The following is a 15,510-nucleotide window of genomic DNA, read 5'->3' as shown; positions in this document are numbered from 1 at the left end:
AGGCATAATGGAATTAACGCTTATATGCTATTGTTACTGGCTACTTACATTTTACTCATCTATTATTAACTGCTAGTAATGTTTTTATCGTAAGATTAAGATTTAAAAGGGTAAATAGCTGAAAAGCTTGTCAAAAATATGACTAAATTCGAACGATTGACGCATAACAGAATTCAACGGGGCTTCTCTTTAATTGAAGTGCTTGTCGCATTGGTGATTCTAGTGATTGGCTTGATCGGTATTTTTAATTTACACATTGTGGCTAAACGCGGCAGCTTTGAATCTTTTCAACAAACACAAGCCTCCTATTACGCCAATGATATTATCAACCGCATGAAGCTAAACCGAACGCAGCTTGATAGCTATGATGGTGATTATGTTGGTTCTCAAACTGCTATTACACCTGTATCTCCTGCATGTGAAGGTGGGACTCTATGCACCCCCGCTCAATTGGTTGCTTGGGATTTGTATGAGTGGCGCTCCGCATTTTCTGGGGAGTACGAAATTGTAGGTACTCAAAATGTGGGGGGGTTGGATACCCCTACAGCATGCATAAAAGTTAATGGCAATTCAGTTTCAGTAACAATGACATGGCGTGGAATTAGTGAGACTAGCGATAATATAGGAAGCATCGAGTGTGGCACCTCGAGTAAAAGACGACGTGTGTTTACTATTCAAACGGTGATTTAGATGATTTTTAGTGCAACAAAATTTGTCGTTTTTACTAAACAGGCAGGTATGTCACTCGTTGAGTTGATGGTCGCGATGGTAATAGGACTATTTTTAACAGCGGGTGTATTCACCATGTTTAGTATGTCGTCATCAAATGTCACTACAACGAGTCAATTTAACCAGTTGCAGGAAAATGGACGTATTGCATTAGCCATTATGGAGAGGGATTTAAGCCAGTTAGCTTTTATGGGGGATATGACTGGAACGGATTTTGTTCTTGGAGCTAATGCGTTTATTTCACCTGGAACGGTTGTTAATAATGATTGTAGTGGCGGAGGTGTCAACAACGCATCACTTCCTAATAATCAACCCGCCCATTTTCGTCGTTTGTGGGGGTATGAAGAAGGAGTTAGTGGTCCGTCGTTTTCCTGCCTCAACTCGGTAAAATCTAATACGGATGTTTTACAAATCAAACGCTTTATTGGGCCTAATTTACTTCCTGCGGCACTTTCTTCTTCTAGTTATTATGCTGCAGCTACTTCGAGCCAAGTGGTTTTTTTTAATGGTGGTGGTGCAGTCCCCATACTTGATAATGCAAGGTTTTGGGAGTATCAACATCATATTTATTATATTCGAGATGATGTAGATGGCATCCCTATTTTAAGACGTAGAACGCTTACGACTGGTAATGGAATGAATAATGAAGAGCAGCTAGTCGAGGGTATTGAAAATATTCGAGTTTCATATGGATTTGATAACGACGGTGATGATGTTCCCGATAGTTTTTTACCTGCGGAAGATGTGACAAATATGATGTGGGATAATGAGTTATTTCAACGTTTAGTGGCATTGAAGATCTATGTATTAGTTCGTTCAATACAAGAGGATATGACCTACACTAACGAGACAACTTATCAATTAGGTGATAAAGAAATAGCGAAACCCAGTGATCATTTTAGGCGTAAAGTTATGTCGACTACAGTTGTTTTAGAAAACCCTGTATTAATTCGGAGTTGATAGAATGACATTCAGCAAGCAAAAAGGAGTGGTGTTATTTTTTGCTCTTATCGTATTGATACTTATGACTCTCATTGGTGTTGCTCTGGCTGTTAATTCTACACAATCATTGCGTATGTCTGGGGCTGGTTCAGAGAGGATAGAAGCAAAAGCGTTAGCTGATGGCGGTATAGCTGCAGTTTTGGACGCTAAGACTAAAGCATTTTTAGCCACTATGACAGCGATTGATTCAGGTAATAATTATTCTGGTGGACATCAAGTGTTAACACCGCTGCCGCTTGTGGATGATGGTACTGGTGCTTTGGTTGTTCAACCAAAGAATGTGTCGTGTCAGCGTAGGGTGGATGCAAGCGGTACCGATTTATTCAAATGTCGGCGAGTTGAGATAGCTAGTCAGGTTGATTTTGGTCGCGACAATTTGGGACAAATAACGGTCGTTACAGGTGTTGAGCAAGAAGTGCTTAACGGGAGCGGAATATGAAGATTAATAAACTCATTTGTATACTTTTAGTTTCAATGTTAGGTATACCGAGCCAAGGTTGGACTGATGACACAGATCTTTATTTGCTCCCGCCGCCAAACCAAGGTCGAAGTAAAGTATTAATTATATTTGATAACTCTGGCAGTATGGACACTATTGTAGAGGGAGCTCCCAGTGGATATAAGCCCAGTACTGAATATCCGCCAGTGGGAAGTTCCCATTCATATTCTGGACGAATGATATATTTTACAATTGGGACAGGAATGGATGAAAGTTCTTTACCTATTCCTGATAGCCCGTCTGAATCTCGTCGATTTAATGAATTGGTTAATGGTTGTGCAGCCGCTACTGCTGCTCTTAATACTTACGGACGTTTTACAGGTTATATTAGGGAATATAAAACAACCGGACCGGAAAAGGGGACTTGGCAACAAATAAAAGAAAACAGTGGTGCTGAGACAAATAATCCTGTTGATTGTTGGGAGGATATAGAGGCTGAAAATACCTCTAATAATAGTAATGTGACAGGTTATGCAACTGGTTACCCCCAAAACAGTGTTAAATCTGGGAGTCAATATGTGCCCTTTGGGGGGACGTTAGCGAACGCTAAAGCAATGGGGTTTAATTCAGGTGAGTTGGTCACTCTTTATACCGATAATTACCTCAGATGGTACACCTTGTATAAAGAGGGGCGTCTACCCGCTGCAGATGAACCTCAGTCGCGTTTAGAAATGGCTAAAGATGCAATAACAGGAGTGATTAGTTCAATAGGCTCTGTTGATTTTGGTATGGCAGTGTTTAATATGAATTATCCTTATGAAGGAAACAGAGATGGTGGTCGAATTATTGCTGGGATTCGGAGCCGGACCTCGGCTGAAAAAGATAATTTAATAAGTACAGTGACAGATCTTTCTGCAGAAACTAATACACCATTGTGCGAAACAATGTTTGAAGCATATCGATATTTTAGTGGTGGCCCGATTACCTTTGGCCATTCGGATGAGAACTATAATAGTGGAGGGGTACACTATACCAAAAATAATCCTCCGTATGATACGAGTATTGAAAATTCAGGTAAATACATTTCTCCAATGGATGTCTGCAGTGATGTTGCTTTTGTAATTTACATTACGGACGGCGCTCCCGTTTTAGATGAAAGCGCTAATTCATATATAACATCTTTAACTGCAACAGGTGTGCCTGCTGGTAATTATTCCCGCTATCAATATAAAGCTGCTCAAGGTAGTTCTCCTGCAAAGTCAAGTTATTTGCCTGCTTTAGCGAGTTATATGTATGAAAATGATTTGTTACCCAATACAGAGAAATACCAGCGGGTAATAACTCATACTATTGGGTTTAGTTTAGGTGATGATTCTGAGGCAGAACCTCTTTTAATCGAAACTGCAGCACGTGGCCATGGTCAGTATTTCAGTGCTGATAATACGATTAATTTACAGGCGGCAATTGCTAATATAGTTGACACCATAACTAATGTTGGGCAGCGCTTTTCTGCACCAGGGGTTGCATTTAGTAATGCGGATCCAACACGAACGCTGGATTCAGCTTATTACGCGTTATTTCGCCCATCTCAAGGCCCTAAATGGGCGGGAAACCTCAAAAAGCTTAAAGTCAATTCAGCTGGTACCCTCGTTGATGCAAATAATGCTCCTGCAATTAGTCGTACAGGAGGAATCGTAGATACCGCCTGTAGTTTTTGGAGTGATTGCTCGACAAAACCTGATGGCAATGATGTACAGGAAGGTGGTGCTGCAAGGGTAATTAATCCGAATACGAGGAAATTATTAAGTAATATTGCTAGTGATGGTGGAATTACAAATCTTACACTGAGTAACGCTTCTTTACATGCAGGAGGTGATACCCTATTAGCTAGCTATCTAGGTTTGCCGACCGATCCAACTGAAGTGCAAGCACAACTGACGAATGCATTTGAATGGATAAAAGGAAATAATGTCGACCGTGATGATACTGGAGCACTTACTTCAGATGATTATTCAGGAACTAGAGGCGATATCATGGGGGATCCTATGCATTCTCAGCCGCTAGCAATTGATTTTGGCGGTGATGGCTCGAATGTTAGAATTTTTGTAGGAACCAATCATGGGGTACTTCATTCTTTTAGGGATTCAGGTAGTACTATCAGTGAAAGTTGGGCATTTTTACCCTATGAATTATTACCCAACACAACGACTCTTAGAGCAAATAGTTATGCCAATGGCCATAGTGTATATGGTATTGACGGCTCGCCAGTTGCGTATTTAGAGCGTTCTGCTTCAGGTTCTATCACCAAAGCATGGTTATTTATTGGAATGAGACGAGGGGGGCATTCTTATTATGCCTTTGATGTAACAAGTCCTGATGAACCTATACTTATGTGGAAAATCTCCAACGAGACTCCAGGCTTTACAGACATGGGGCAGACGTGGTCTACACCAGTAGTAACTAAAATTCCTGGCGTTGATGTTCCTGTCGTTATTTTTGGTGGTGGATATAATTTGGGTTATGACGCTTCGACAGGAAATAATTCAGACGGGCGTAACGTGTACATCGTAAATGCTGCATCTGGAGCTTTAGTTCATAGTTTTGGCGCAAATGGAACAACTACTTTGCCAGGCATCGAGGAGAGTATTCCAGGCTCTATTGCTACTCTTGATAGCAATGGTGATGGATTAACCGATAGATTATATGCGGCAGATCTTGGCGGTAACGTGTGGCGGATGGACATTCCTTCTTCTAATCCTAATGAATGGAGTGGGTTTAAGTTTGCATCATTAGGCGGGAGCTTAAGTTCGGATGATCGACGTTTTTTTTATGAACCCGTAGTTGCACAGACATCTTTTACTAACCTTACAGAAATAACTACAACCACAGACACTGGGACGACTAAAACTGTTACTCATCAGAATGTACCTTATGACGCAGTCACTTTAGGTTCTGGCAACCGAGCTGCACCACTTGGTAGTGCAGTAAGCGATATGTTTTTTGTTTTACAGGATAGGAATGTAGTTAGTAAAACATTTGGAGGTAGCGGAGAGACAATTCCATCACCATTAACATTAACAAATCTTTATGATGTAACGTCAGCAGCTCCAGATACACAAGCGGAAAATATTGAGTTTGGTACTAAGCGTGGTTGGTATTATGATTTTTCATTATTAGGTGAAAAAAGTTTATCTCCTTCCGCGATTATTAAAGGTAAGGTCTACTTTACATCATTTATTCCCGCTCAATCAGGCGGGTCTTCAGGCACAAGTTGTTTAATCACATCAAATGGACGCTTATACACTTTAGATTTGCATAAAGGCGGACGATATTCTGCCGAGTACATTGATGTCTGCCAAGATTGCATACCTCAACCACCCAAAATTATTACTCCTCCTTCACCTGAAGATAAACCAATATGTGATCCAAGCTCGCAAACATGTGAACCAGAGCCTGATCCAGAGCTGCCCCCTAAACCTGCGCAAGATTCCGATTGTGAAACATCTGCTGTACTTATTATCGGTAGCGGCACATGCGATGCTACAGGTCTTAATTGCACTGGTACTGTAAATTTAGGGGCCTGCTTAAGTACTAACAAAATTTATTATCATATTGACGAGTAAGAACATTAATGAAAAAGAATAGACTGCAAGGGTTCACGTTAATTGAAGTCATGATCGCTGTTGTTATTGTGGGAATTTTGGCTTCGATAGCGTATCCATCATACATTGATTACGTGGTTAAGAGTGGACGGTCTGAAGGGGTTGCGGCGGTGATGAAGGTTGCAAATCTTCAAGAGCAGTATTATTTGGATAACCGAGCCTATGCGACTGATATGACCAAACTGGGGTTAGGAGCTAATCCTTTTGTTACAGAGCATGGGCGTTATAGCTTAGCGTCAAGTGGTACCAGTTCATTTACTATCACTGCGACTGCACAAGGTTCGCAGGCTAGTCGAGACTCAACGTGTGCGACTATTACGATGACATCTGCTGGTGTAAAGGGGCCTTCTGCGGAGTGTTGGAAATGATAAGATATTGTATTGCTTTAGCATTAGCTTTGCCTACATTTGTGTTTGCTGTGGAACCTACAGTGGTTATGCAGGATTACAAATGCCATGTCACAACGACAAATGGTGATAAAGTACTGTTCTATCGATGGAGGATTAAAGATGTCAATTTGAATATGGCGAGTCTTCCTAGTAAGCAAAAAGTAGGTGGAGATAAAAAGAAATTCTTTATTAAAGAGGTCGTAGAGTGTGTTGAGCTTAGCCAAGAGTTTACTAATGAAAACAGTAAGAAAATTGATGAGCTAACCTTGAGATAAGCTTATGTGTGCGGACATATCTTCTGGTTTATGAGCAGCTTTTACCATCTGCTCCGTAGGAGATTAGTCCGCTAGAGCTTATGTTTACACTCTTGGAGTTGGTTGCGGAGCCTCCAGGGCAATAGATGATTTCTACAGCGCTGTTTGCTGATAACATGCCTTCAGAGCTAAAGGTAAAACTCGCCGAATTACTTTTTACACTGTCATTTGTATTGAATGCGTCAATAACACGAATATCTTTATTATCAGGACTAATCACTTTAATCCCATTCCCCCAATTTGTACCACATGCACTTCCATTTGATGCACAAACTTTAATTGTTGCGCCATAACTGACGGCTTGATTTCTGGCAAACACCATAATGTCATGAATTTTGGCGATATTATTATTAACACGCACACCTTCATAGACGGATATTAAAGATGGTACTCCGATAGTTAATAATATTGCAGCCACTGCAATCGTAACCATCAGTTCAACCAGTGTGAAACCAAGCAATTTATTTAGCATGCACTCAACCCTCACTTATACAAACTAAAGTATAAGCGAGAATAAGCGGGATTTCAGTATCTAAGTTGCATCCTTTATGCTGTTTAATTTCTAAAAGATAGTCCAATCCTTTATGTTGTTAATTGATATCGCCTGCAATCAATACGCGCCATTTATCCGCAACGGATATTGGCATCAGTCGATAGTCTTGCTCTGCCAGCTTGATTTACCACAATCCCTCGTGAGTATGGGCTGGTGGGACTTGATGGGCAATACTTCAATGTTCCATTAGTACCAGAGGCAAGACCGTCTGGTTGAAAACGAATTAAGGTTCGATTGTAGATAACTGTATCTCTGGCATTAAAAGCGTTAGTGGTAAAAATAGTCGTTTCATTGCCATCGAGTTGACTATTGCTGTTAACATCGATAAATACCGTCAAACCAAGCTGCCAGTTAGATATGCACTGATTGTTGCTTAAGGCGCAGACAGTCACTTTTCGATTGAAGGAAATGGCATGATTTCGTGCGAGCATCAGTGTTTGCTGGATGACTTTGATATTACTATCAGCCCTGAATCTCGTGTTGAAATCGCTTAACGAGGGAGCACCAATCGATAACAGAATGGTCGAAATGGATACCGTAGTGATGAGTTCAATCAAGCTAAAGCCATGTGATAGAGTTTTCATAACAGTTCCTTTGTTATAAATGTCGCTCGCATCCTACGAGCCTTTGGAGCAAAACTGCTGCTGTTAAAGTATAGAAGCGCATCAATGAGCCTTTTAGATTTTTAAGGACTAAGAATTGTTTTATAGAAACTGTGTTTTATGAGGAAAGCACTGCCTATACTTCAATAATCGCCTAACCCCGTGTAAGCTAATGGCATTCTATTTTGATTATCTGTCAGCAAGTGCCGAGGAATGTTTGATGAAAAAAGTTGAAGCGATTATTAAGCCTTTTAAATTGGATGATGTACGCGAGTCACTTGCTGAGATAGGTATCACCGGGATGACAGTGCTGGAGGTTAAAGGTTTTGGCCGTCAAAAAGGGCACACCGAGCTTTACCGCGGTGCGGAGTATATGGTCGACTTTTTACCTAAAGTTAAAATTGAACTCGTGATTCAAGATGATTTAGTCGACCAAGCGATTGATGTTATTGTGGAAACAGCTCGTACCGGTAAAATCGGCGATGGTAAGATTTTCGTAACCGATGTAGAGCGCGTTATCCGCATTCGTACCGGTGAAGAAAACGAAGAAGCGGTGTGATTTATCCGTTTAAAGAGAGGGCCATTAGGCCCTTTTTTGTTGCTTAAAATTTATGTTCGATGTGACTAAGTCTTTCTGTTCCTGAAATATCTTTAATGCAAAATAGCCTCTTTAGTTAGACTAAAGTAGTTATCTCTTATCTGTTCCATGGTATAACTTAGCCACTTAAATAGGCTTGTTGAGGTTGTTATTTTGGCTACGAAACGAATCGTGATAGTAGGTGGTGGGGCGGCAGGTTTAGCGCTAGCCTCTAAATTAGGCCGCAAGATGGGCGGTAGTGATGTCGTCGATGTTTGCTTAATTGATAAAAGCCCAATCCATATTTGGAAGCCAAAATTACACGAAGTAGCTGTTGGGGTTATTGACCAGTCTATAGAGGGATTGTTGTATCGAGATCATGGTCTTAAGAATGGCTATCGCTACATTCGTGGCGAAATTGAGCAATGTGAACCTGATGCCAAAACCATCCAACTTGCTGCGGTTTATAGTGACTCTGGTGAATTGCTGCTTGAGCCCCGTCAAATTGAATACGATTACTTAGTACTAGCCTTAGGCGGGGTCTCTAATAGCTTTAATACCCTAGGTGCTGAGAAGCATTGTATTTTCCTTGATAGTTTAGATAACGCTAACTTATTCCATCAAAAATTATTAGATGCATTACTGCAACTCAATGAAACACAAGAGAAAGTCAGTATAGGTATTGTTGGTGCTGGCGCCACCGGTGTCGAATTAGCCGCAGAGCTTCACCATGTCATTGAATCGGTGAAAGAGTATGGCTACCTCAATATCTCTAAGAATCATCTTGATGTGCATCTTATTGAAGCGTCACCAAAAATTCTCCCACAGTTACCCGAACGAGTGAGCGCAAGAGCTCAAGCGGTATTGGATAAAATTGGCATCCGTTTGCATATCGGGGTGCAGGTTAAAGAAGTCACCCGCGATGGCTTTATTACACAGGATGGTGACGTTATCGAAGCGGGACTTAAAGTGTGGGCGGCTGGTGTGAAAGGTCCAAAAGCGTTTCAAAACTTCTCTAAGTTACCCATTACGCCACGCAATCAAGTGGAAGTTGATGCTTGTATGCGAGTTAAAGGCCATCAAGACATTTATGCGCTTGGGGATTGCGCTCTATTAATTTTGGAGTCCGGCCAACCTGTGCCCCCTCGCGCTCAAGCGGCAGCACAAATGGCGGATACCTTGTATGAGAATATTGTGAATCGTTTACAAGGGAAGGCGGAAAAACCTTTTGTGTATAAAGACTATGGTTCTCTGGTGTCTTTAAGTCGTTTTTCTGCGGTCGGTAATCTAATGGGGAATTTGCGTTCTGGGACTTTCTTCGTGGAAGGTCATATCGCAAGGGTCATGTATATTTCGTTATACCAAAGACACTTAGCGAGCCTATATGGCTGGTTCTCCGCAATTATTTATCGCATTGCGCAAAAGTTACTGAAATGGCAAAGGCCAAAGCTGAAATTGCATTAACTGAAAACAAAACAGAGAGCCTTGGCTCTCTGTTTTGTTTTAGCCTTGTAGGGCTGAAAATTAATGTTTGGGAGAGGCAGAAGAGTCTCGGATCACAGGCTCTGGCGTAAATGTTTTTGCAAACTTGGCATCTTGTTCACGGCGTTTCGCGATTAACAGCTCTGTTGCCACTTGGGCAATTTCAGCGTTAGGTTGATGCACTGTTGTTAGTTTTGGCCAAGTTTGGCGTGAGAATGGGCTGTCTTCGAAGCCGACAATGGATAGATCGCCAGGGATATCTAGCCCTGCTAAACGAGCTGCAAAAAGTGCCCCTGCTGCAATTTCGTCGTTACAGGCAACAATCGCTGTTGGGCGGTTCTTCTGTTTGATCAGCGTGTTAGCCCCTTCAACGCCAGACTCAAATGAGTATTTTCCTTCAATTATGTAATCTTCATTCAGAAGCAGGCGATTTTTTGTTAATGCTTGTTTATAACCAAGTAACCGCTCTTTGGTAGACTCGTGGTGTAAATCGCCACTTAAAAAGGCAATTTCTTTATGGCCTAAGTCGATCAAATGCTGAGTAATTTCTACCGCACCAAATTTGTCATTGACTAAAATCGTCAGTCCATCCTGCTCTTTATCACCTTCGCCGGCAATAATGCGCACATAGTTGGCGTCAATATCACTTAAGGCTTTAAGAACTTTAGGATCTTCAGAAAGGGGCGGTGTTAATACTAAACCTGCCAGCCGCGAATGTTTCACGAGTTGAGTCAGTTCATCACAAATGGTGTCAGATTTGGCATTACAAGGATGAATAACCAGTTCATAGCCTTTATCTTTACAGGCCGACAAAATCCCGTTTTGCATATCAATAATGTAATAAGCGTTGGGATTATCATAAATAAAACCAATGGCATAGGATTTTGTGCCAGCAAGGTTTCTGGCTGCGAGATTGGGCTGGTAGTTTAATGCTTTGATGGCCTCGTTCACTTTATCAACCGTGGCTTGTTTTACCGAAGGTTCGTTATTGGTTACGCGGGAAACTGTCTTGATTGACACTCCAGCATATTTAGCGACGTCGTTGATAGTGACTTTCATTGATCTACAAACTCTTTATTCAAATGTGCGAAGGGCTAGCTAATTGATGAACCTAAATCCTTTAGGCGCAATTTACAAGCCGACAGCGTTGTCAGCTTGCTTTTTATTATGCTTCTTATAGTGCGAGCATTTACCGCGTATAGCAATGCTGAATTGTTACAAACTGAGGCATTTTTCAACTGTTAACACTCGGTTATAAGTTGTAATTTTACATCGAAATATCTAAGTGATTATTTTTACTTGAATATATTGGTTTTTTACTTCTCAACACTTCGCTTTATGACATTTTTTTTCGTCCAGAGTTATTTTGTTGTGGCAAGGCTGTTAATTATTGTGTAATGTTTGCACTAGACATGACAGCGTTGTCATTCCATCGGAATGGTTATGAATACTAAAACGATAATAAAGTTATGGAAGGGAAACGAGATGCGACCATCATCCTTTAAGAAAAGTGTACTAGCTACAAACATTGCTATCCTACTCGGCAGCGCTGTTTCAATCGGAGCTGTTGCTGCAGAAGCTGAAGCCACTGCAGCTGCTGCTGAAAATATTGAGAAAATTGAAGTTCGTGGTATGAGAGCTTCGATGAAAGCTTCTGTTAACGACAAACGTTTTTCTGATTCTGTCGTTGATGCTGTGACTGCTGAAGATATCGGTAAATTCCCTGATGGTGACGTAGGGGAGTCCTTAGGTCGTATTCCTGGCGTTGCTGTAAACCGTCAGTTTGGTCAAGGACAACAAGTTTCTATTCGTGGCGCTTCAAGCCAATTAACGAGCACGTTACTGAACGGCCATTCAGTTGCTTCGACTGGTTGGTTTGACCAACAAGCTATCGACCGTAGCTTTAACTACAGCTTACTGCCGCCAGAAATGGTTGGTGGTATTCAAGTTTACAAATCATCTCAGGCTGATATCGCTGAAGGTGGTATCGGCGGTACTGTAATTGTTAAAACTCGTAAACCTTTAGATTTGGAAGCAAACTCAGTCTTCCTGAGTGCGAAAGGGGATTACGGAACCGTTTCAGAAGAAATTGATCCACAAACTTCAGGTTTGTACAGCTGGAAAACGGAAGATGAGAAGTTTGGTTTCCTAGTGGCTGGTTCTTTGGATCAAACACAATATCAACGTAACGGTATTGAAACTCTGTTAGGTTGGGGGGAAATTGTTCCTACTACTTTCCAGCAAGACCGTGAGCGCACAGCTTTAAATGCTGCATTCCAATACAGACCAACTGATAACCTGGAATTCGGTCTGAATTTAATGAGCTTACAGCTCGATGCTAACAACGCTAACACGTCAATTTTCTTATTCCCAACCCAGCAAGGTGAGAATACTTGTCTTAAGAAAAATGCCGCAGGCGTATGTACATTAGTTGAACACACAGATAAAGGCGGATTTGCTTGGGCACAAACATGGGCTCGTAAAGCAAGTATGTCATCAGACACTGTGGATTTAGATTTCGCTTATCAGGCTGAAAACTATAAGTTAGAAGGCCGCATCGGTAAAACTAAAGCTGAAGGTGGTACCGATCTTACTTCTAACTACGGTCAATCAATTGGTAAACCAGAAGATTTCGCAGGGACTTACGATGCAACTGGTGATGTGATTGACATCAACATTGCAAACAACTCATTTGATGCGGGTGACTTCAACGGTCAATTGGAAACTGCTGGCTGGGCGCTGAAAAAACAACCTAACACAGACGAAGAATCATTTGCGACCTTCGATATCACTGTTCCAGTTGAATTTGGCGTTATTACCTCTATTAAATCAGGTATTAGCTATGCAGACCACGATGTAACTCAAACGACTGAAGCTGCACAATCATCTAATATCGTCGCAAAAGATGCCTCTGAATATTACTCTGGCACTATGTCATCTGGCGCTGGTTTTACCTTACCTAAGCCAATTTTTGACAATATGATCAGAGATGCTTATGGTGCTATCGATGGCTTTACTTTAGATAAGTCTGGTTACGGTACACTGCAAGAGAAAAACTTAGCCCTGTACACTATGGCTACTTTTGCCGGTGAAGGTGTGCGTGGTAACTTCGGTTTAAGATATATCTCTACCGATGTTGAGTCTGACTACTACGCGTTTAGCCAAACTGGTACTTATGCTGATGATTTAAGTACTGATAAGGCAAGCTATCACGATGTATTACCAAGTATGAACATTGCGTTTGACTTGGCAAGTGACTTAATTTTAAGAGCATCAGCTGCGCAAGTTATTTCTCGTCCTAACTATGCGGATCTCTTCGCGACGTCTAAGTTACCAGGTTTCAACGATGGTACGCCAGGCAACGAGAAGAAAGTGACTGGTAGCGTGAATTTGCAGCCGTTCAAAGCCTCTCAGGCTGATCTGAGCTTAGAATGGTACTTCAGCGGTGAAGGATTATTTGCTGTTACTTACTTCATTAAAGATGTTAACTCTTTCATTTCGACAAGAGAAAAGCTGAACCAACAGATTGGTATTGATGATCCTAACTTAGTTGCTCAAGGTGGCAGTTCTTGTGGTGCAGGCATCTACGACTGCTGGACCGTGAGTGAAAACTACAATGCTAACGGTGGTTCTATCGATGGTATTGAGTTGCAGTTGCAAGACTCATTTGACAATGGTTTTGGTTACTCAGCTAACTACACTTTTGCAGATGCTTCATCTCCAGCTGAGAACTATGCGGACCGTGTAGGGGTGTTCTCTGACTCATCTAAGCATACTGTTAACTTAGTGGGTTACTATGAAATCGATGATTTCTCTGCTCGTGTAGCTTATAACTGGCGTTCTGAGTATATGATGCGCGAATTACCAGGCTTCTACGGTAACCGCGAGCATCAAGCCTACGGCACGTTAGATTTAAGTGCTAACTACGATGTAACTGATTACTTATCTGTGACATTTGAAGTGGTTAACTTACTTGAAGAAGATAGCATTCAGAAAGGTGTATCACCTGTTGATGCTGAAGGCGTTATCAGTGAGTTTAAAGATAACTACCCAGTGTGGAGCTTCGATGGTGAAGCTCGCTACAAACTTGGTGTAGCACTGCGCTTCTAATTCAATTCAGTGACCCAAAAGCCTAGCAATCGCTAGGCTTTTTATTATCAAAAACACCAACAATAAACTCAGCTTACGCAATTTTTAGAGGCGCGTTATGACAATCAGAAAAATAGCCATTATAGGGGGCGGGACTTCAGGTTGGTTAGCGGCGAATCATTTAGGGCGAGTGTTGCAGGGGCGCTCTGAGCTATCTATCACGCTGATTGAATCTCCTGATATTCCTATCATCGGAGTTGGTGAAGGTACTGTACCGTCCATTCGGAAATCACTACAGAGTTTTGGGATCAGTGAATCAGAGTTTATTCGCTCATGCGATGTGACATTTAAGCAGTCAATTAAATTTGTCAATTGGTTAGATAAAGCCCGACATGGTAAGGATAATTTCTACCACCATCTATTTGATATCATCAATTTACAAGGTGTAGACACTGTTTCTGCTTGGTTGGGCGAGAAACAAGGCGATTTTGCTGATTATGTTTCTCCCCAGCATCTTGTTTGTGAGGCCGCAAAAGCGCCAAAGCTAATCACGACACCTGAATATGCTGGAGTGTTAGGCTATGCCTATCATTTAAATGCGGCAAAATTTGCCAAATTATTGGCTAAAAATGCGATTGAGAAATTCAACGTTGAGCACATTTTTGCCACTGTGCAGGATGTTCGTTTAGGCGATGATGGTGCAATTTCATCTTTGCTGACTGAGCAAGGGACTCTCTCTTTCGATTTCTATATTGATTGCAGTGGCTTTGAATCGATTTTGTTAGCTAAGGCACTAAAAGTGCCATTTATCAGTAAAGCGCATCAACTGTTTATTGATACTGCGTTAGTCGCGCAAATTCCAACGCAACCTACGGATATCATCCCTCCTTATACTCAAGCAACGGCCCATCGAGCAGGTTGGATATGGGATATCGCATTGACCCAGCGCCGAGGCACGGGATTTGTCTATTCGTCCGCTCATATGGCGCAGTCAGAAGCAGAGCGAAAGTTTGACCATTATCTCGGTGGCAAACTTGCCGATGTTCCGCATCGTAAAATTCCAATGACAGTGGGCCATCGTCAACAGTTTTGGGTAAAAAACTGTGTAGCTTTAGGGTTAGCTCAAGGCTTTTTAGAGCCAATTGAAGCGACATCCATATTATTAACGGATTTCTCTGCACGTTTTCTGGCAGAACGTTTTCCAGTGCATACAGATGATGTTGATTACTTAGCAAAGCGATTTAATGATACCGTGGGCTACGCATGGGAGCGGGTCGTTGAATTTGCCAAACTGCATTACTGTTTATCGGATAGAACTGACTCATCATTTTGGTTAGATAATCAGGCTTCAGAGACTATTCCCGAAGGATTAAGGCAACGACTCGAACTATGGAAATCCTATAGTCCTATTGCTGAAGATTTTCCATCTAAGTTTGAAGTGTTTAACTTAGACAATTATTTATACGTGCTTTATGGCATGAAATATCAGACTAATTTGTGTGGTGGCTCATCGGCAACACAGGCCTCTTTGAACATGTATATGAACAAAATGTCGAAGGTAAAACAACAGATGCTAGATGGTTTGCCTGAGCATAGGGAATTGCTCGATAAAATCTGTACCTATGGTTTGCAATCTATTTAATCGTTTTAAATTTAATGGGTAAAAAGGAAA

General features: G+C 41.5%; 13 protein-coding genes. 10 read left to right on the top strand and 3 right to left on the bottom strand.

The features are described 5' to 3' along the window. Nucleotides 1–138 precede the first annotated feature (138 nt). Genes pilV through N5E87_RS15865 form a run of 6 tightly spaced genes read left to right on the top strand, consistent with a single transcriptional unit; the run spans nt 139 to nt 6,496 of the window. Nucleotides 139–690 carry a type IV pilus modification protein PilV gene (gene pilV, locus N5E87_RS15890; protein ID WP_086903847.1) on the top strand — a complete coding sequence of 184 codons (552 nt, stop codon included), beginning with the start codon at nt 139–141 and terminating at the stop codon, nt 688–690. Beyond that, complete coding sequence (locus N5E87_RS15885) at nt 691–1,689, top strand: PilW family protein (RefSeq protein WP_086903848.1); 999 nt, start codon at nt 691–693, stop codon at nt 1,687–1,689. It abuts the gene before it with no gap. Nucleotides 1,690–1,693: 4 nt separating this feature from the next. Beyond that, nucleotides 1,694–2,170 carry a pilus assembly PilX N-terminal domain-containing protein gene (locus N5E87_RS15880; RefSeq protein WP_086903849.1) on the top strand — a complete coding sequence of 159 codons (477 nt, stop codon included), beginning with the start codon at nt 1,694–1,696 and terminating at the stop codon, nt 2,168–2,170. Next, a complete protein-coding gene (locus tag N5E87_RS15875) occupies nt 2,167–5,793 on the top strand; it encodes a PilC/PilY family type IV pilus protein (RefSeq protein ID WP_086903850.1) in 3,627 nt (1,208 codons plus the stop codon). Before N5E87_RS15880 ends, N5E87_RS15875 begins: the two co-directional genes overlap by 4 nt. 8 nt (nt 5,794–5,801) lie before the next feature. After that, nucleotides 5,802–6,200 (top strand): type IV pilin protein, encoded by a 399-nt coding sequence (locus tag N5E87_RS15870; RefSeq protein ID WP_086903851.1) that lies wholly within the window; start codon nt 5,802–5,804, stop codon nt 6,198–6,200. Beyond that, nucleotides 6,197–6,496 carry a TapY2 family type IVa secretion system protein gene (locus N5E87_RS15865; RefSeq protein ID WP_086903852.1) on the top strand — a complete coding sequence of 100 codons (300 nt, stop codon included), beginning with the start codon at nt 6,197–6,199 and terminating at the stop codon, nt 6,494–6,496. Before N5E87_RS15870 ends, N5E87_RS15865 begins: the two co-directional genes overlap by 4 nt. A gap of 28 nt (nt 6,497–6,524) precedes the next feature. Here N5E87_RS15865 and N5E87_RS15860 read toward each other — a convergent pair whose 3' ends face one another. Both N5E87_RS15860 and N5E87_RS15855 read right to left on the bottom strand, forming a co-directional pair. Beyond that, nucleotides 6,525–7,007, bottom strand: a complete 483-nt coding sequence (locus N5E87_RS15860) for a GspH/FimT family pseudopilin (protein ID WP_011623695.1) — start codon at nt 7,005–7,007, stop codon at nt 6,525–6,527. 152 nt (nt 7,008–7,159) lie between these two features. Further along, nucleotides 7,160–7,672, bottom strand: a complete 513-nt coding sequence (locus tag N5E87_RS15855) for a GspH/FimT family pseudopilin (protein ID WP_086903853.1) — start codon at nt 7,670–7,672, stop codon at nt 7,160–7,162. Nucleotides 7,673–7,910: 238 nt separating this feature from the next. Here N5E87_RS15855 and glnB point away from each other — a divergent pair, with 238 nt between their 5' ends. After that, a complete protein-coding gene (glnB, locus tag N5E87_RS15850; protein ID WP_011073353.1) occupies nt 7,911–8,249 on the top strand; it encodes a nitrogen regulatory protein P-II in 339 nt (112 codons plus the stop codon). Between the two features lie 192 nt (nt 8,250–8,441). Continuing rightward, complete coding sequence (locus tag N5E87_RS15845) at nt 8,442–9,731, top strand: NAD(P)/FAD-dependent oxidoreductase (RefSeq protein WP_086903854.1); 1,290 nt, start codon at nt 8,442–8,444, stop codon at nt 9,729–9,731. 60 nt (nt 9,732–9,791) lie between these two features. On the opposite strand, the gene N5E87_RS15840 is transcribed toward N5E87_RS15845, so the two are convergent. Continuing rightward, a complete protein-coding gene (locus N5E87_RS15840; protein ID WP_086903855.1) occupies nt 9,792–10,808 on the bottom strand; it encodes a LacI family DNA-binding transcriptional regulator in 1,017 nt (338 codons plus the stop codon). Nucleotides 10,809–11,234: 426 nt separating this feature from the next. Here N5E87_RS15840 and N5E87_RS15835 point away from each other — a divergent pair, with 426 nt between their 5' ends. Beyond that, nucleotides 11,235–13,859 carry a TonB-dependent receptor gene (locus N5E87_RS15835; RefSeq protein WP_086903084.1) on the top strand — a complete coding sequence of 875 codons (2,625 nt, stop codon included), beginning with the start codon at nt 11,235–11,237 and terminating at the stop codon, nt 13,857–13,859. A gap of 97 nt (nt 13,860–13,956) precedes the next feature. After that, entirely contained in the window at nt 13,957–15,480 is a 1,524-nt protein-coding gene (locus N5E87_RS15830) for a tryptophan halogenase family protein (protein ID WP_086903085.1), read from the top strand. Nucleotides 15,481–15,510 lie beyond the last annotated feature (30 nt).

Origin of the sequence: Shewanella sp. GD03713, assembly GCF_029843705.1 — a bacterium.
In the GTDB taxonomy this organism is placed as follows: domain Bacteria; phylum Pseudomonadota; class Gammaproteobacteria; order Enterobacterales; family Shewanellaceae; genus Shewanella.
The sequence above is the reverse complement of the archived record's forward strand: the minus strand, read 5'-3'. Positions and strand labels throughout refer to the sequence as shown.

What these genes read in the sequence shown, in the direction of transcription:
- N5E87_RS15885 (WP_086903848.1), top strand. Translation starts at nt 691, where the DNA reads ATGATTTTTAGTGCAACAAAATTTGTCGTTTTTACTAAACAGGCAGGT.
- N5E87_RS15865 (WP_086903852.1), top strand. Translation starts at nt 6,197, where the DNA reads ATGATAAGATATTGTATTGCTTTAGCATTAGCTTTGCCTACATTTGTG.
- N5E87_RS15830 (WP_086903085.1), top strand. Translation starts at nt 13,957, where the DNA reads ATGACAATCAGAAAAATAGCCATTATAGGGGGCGGGACTTCAGGTTGG.
- N5E87_RS15880 (WP_086903849.1), top strand. Translation starts at nt 1,694, where the DNA reads ATGACATTCAGCAAGCAAAAAGGAGTGGTGTTATTTTTTGCTCTTATC.
- glnB (WP_011073353.1), top strand. Translation starts at nt 7,911, where the DNA reads ATGAAAAAAGTTGAAGCGATTATTAAGCCTTTTAAATTGGATGATGTA.
- pilV (WP_086903847.1), top strand. Translation starts at nt 139, where the DNA reads ATGACTAAATTCGAACGATTGACGCATAACAGAATTCAACGGGGCTTC.
- N5E87_RS15860 (WP_011623695.1), bottom strand. Translation starts at nt 7,007, where the DNA reads ATGCTAAATAAATTGCTTGGTTTCACACTGGTTGAACTGATGGTTACG.
- N5E87_RS15840 (WP_086903855.1), bottom strand. Translation starts at nt 10,808, where the DNA reads ATGAAAGTCACTATCAACGACGTCGCTAAATATGCTGGAGTGTCAATC.
- N5E87_RS15835 (WP_086903084.1), top strand. Translation starts at nt 11,235, where the DNA reads ATGCGACCATCATCCTTTAAGAAAAGTGTACTAGCTACAAACATTGCT.
- N5E87_RS15855 (WP_086903853.1), bottom strand. Translation starts at nt 7,672, where the DNA reads ATGAAAACTCTATCACATGGCTTTAGCTTGATTGAACTCATCACTACG.
- N5E87_RS15875 (WP_086903850.1), top strand. Translation starts at nt 2,167, where the DNA reads ATGAAGATTAATAAACTCATTTGTATACTTTTAGTTTCAATGTTAGGT.
- N5E87_RS15870 (WP_086903851.1), top strand. Translation starts at nt 5,802, where the DNA reads ATGAAAAAGAATAGACTGCAAGGGTTCACGTTAATTGAAGTCATGATC.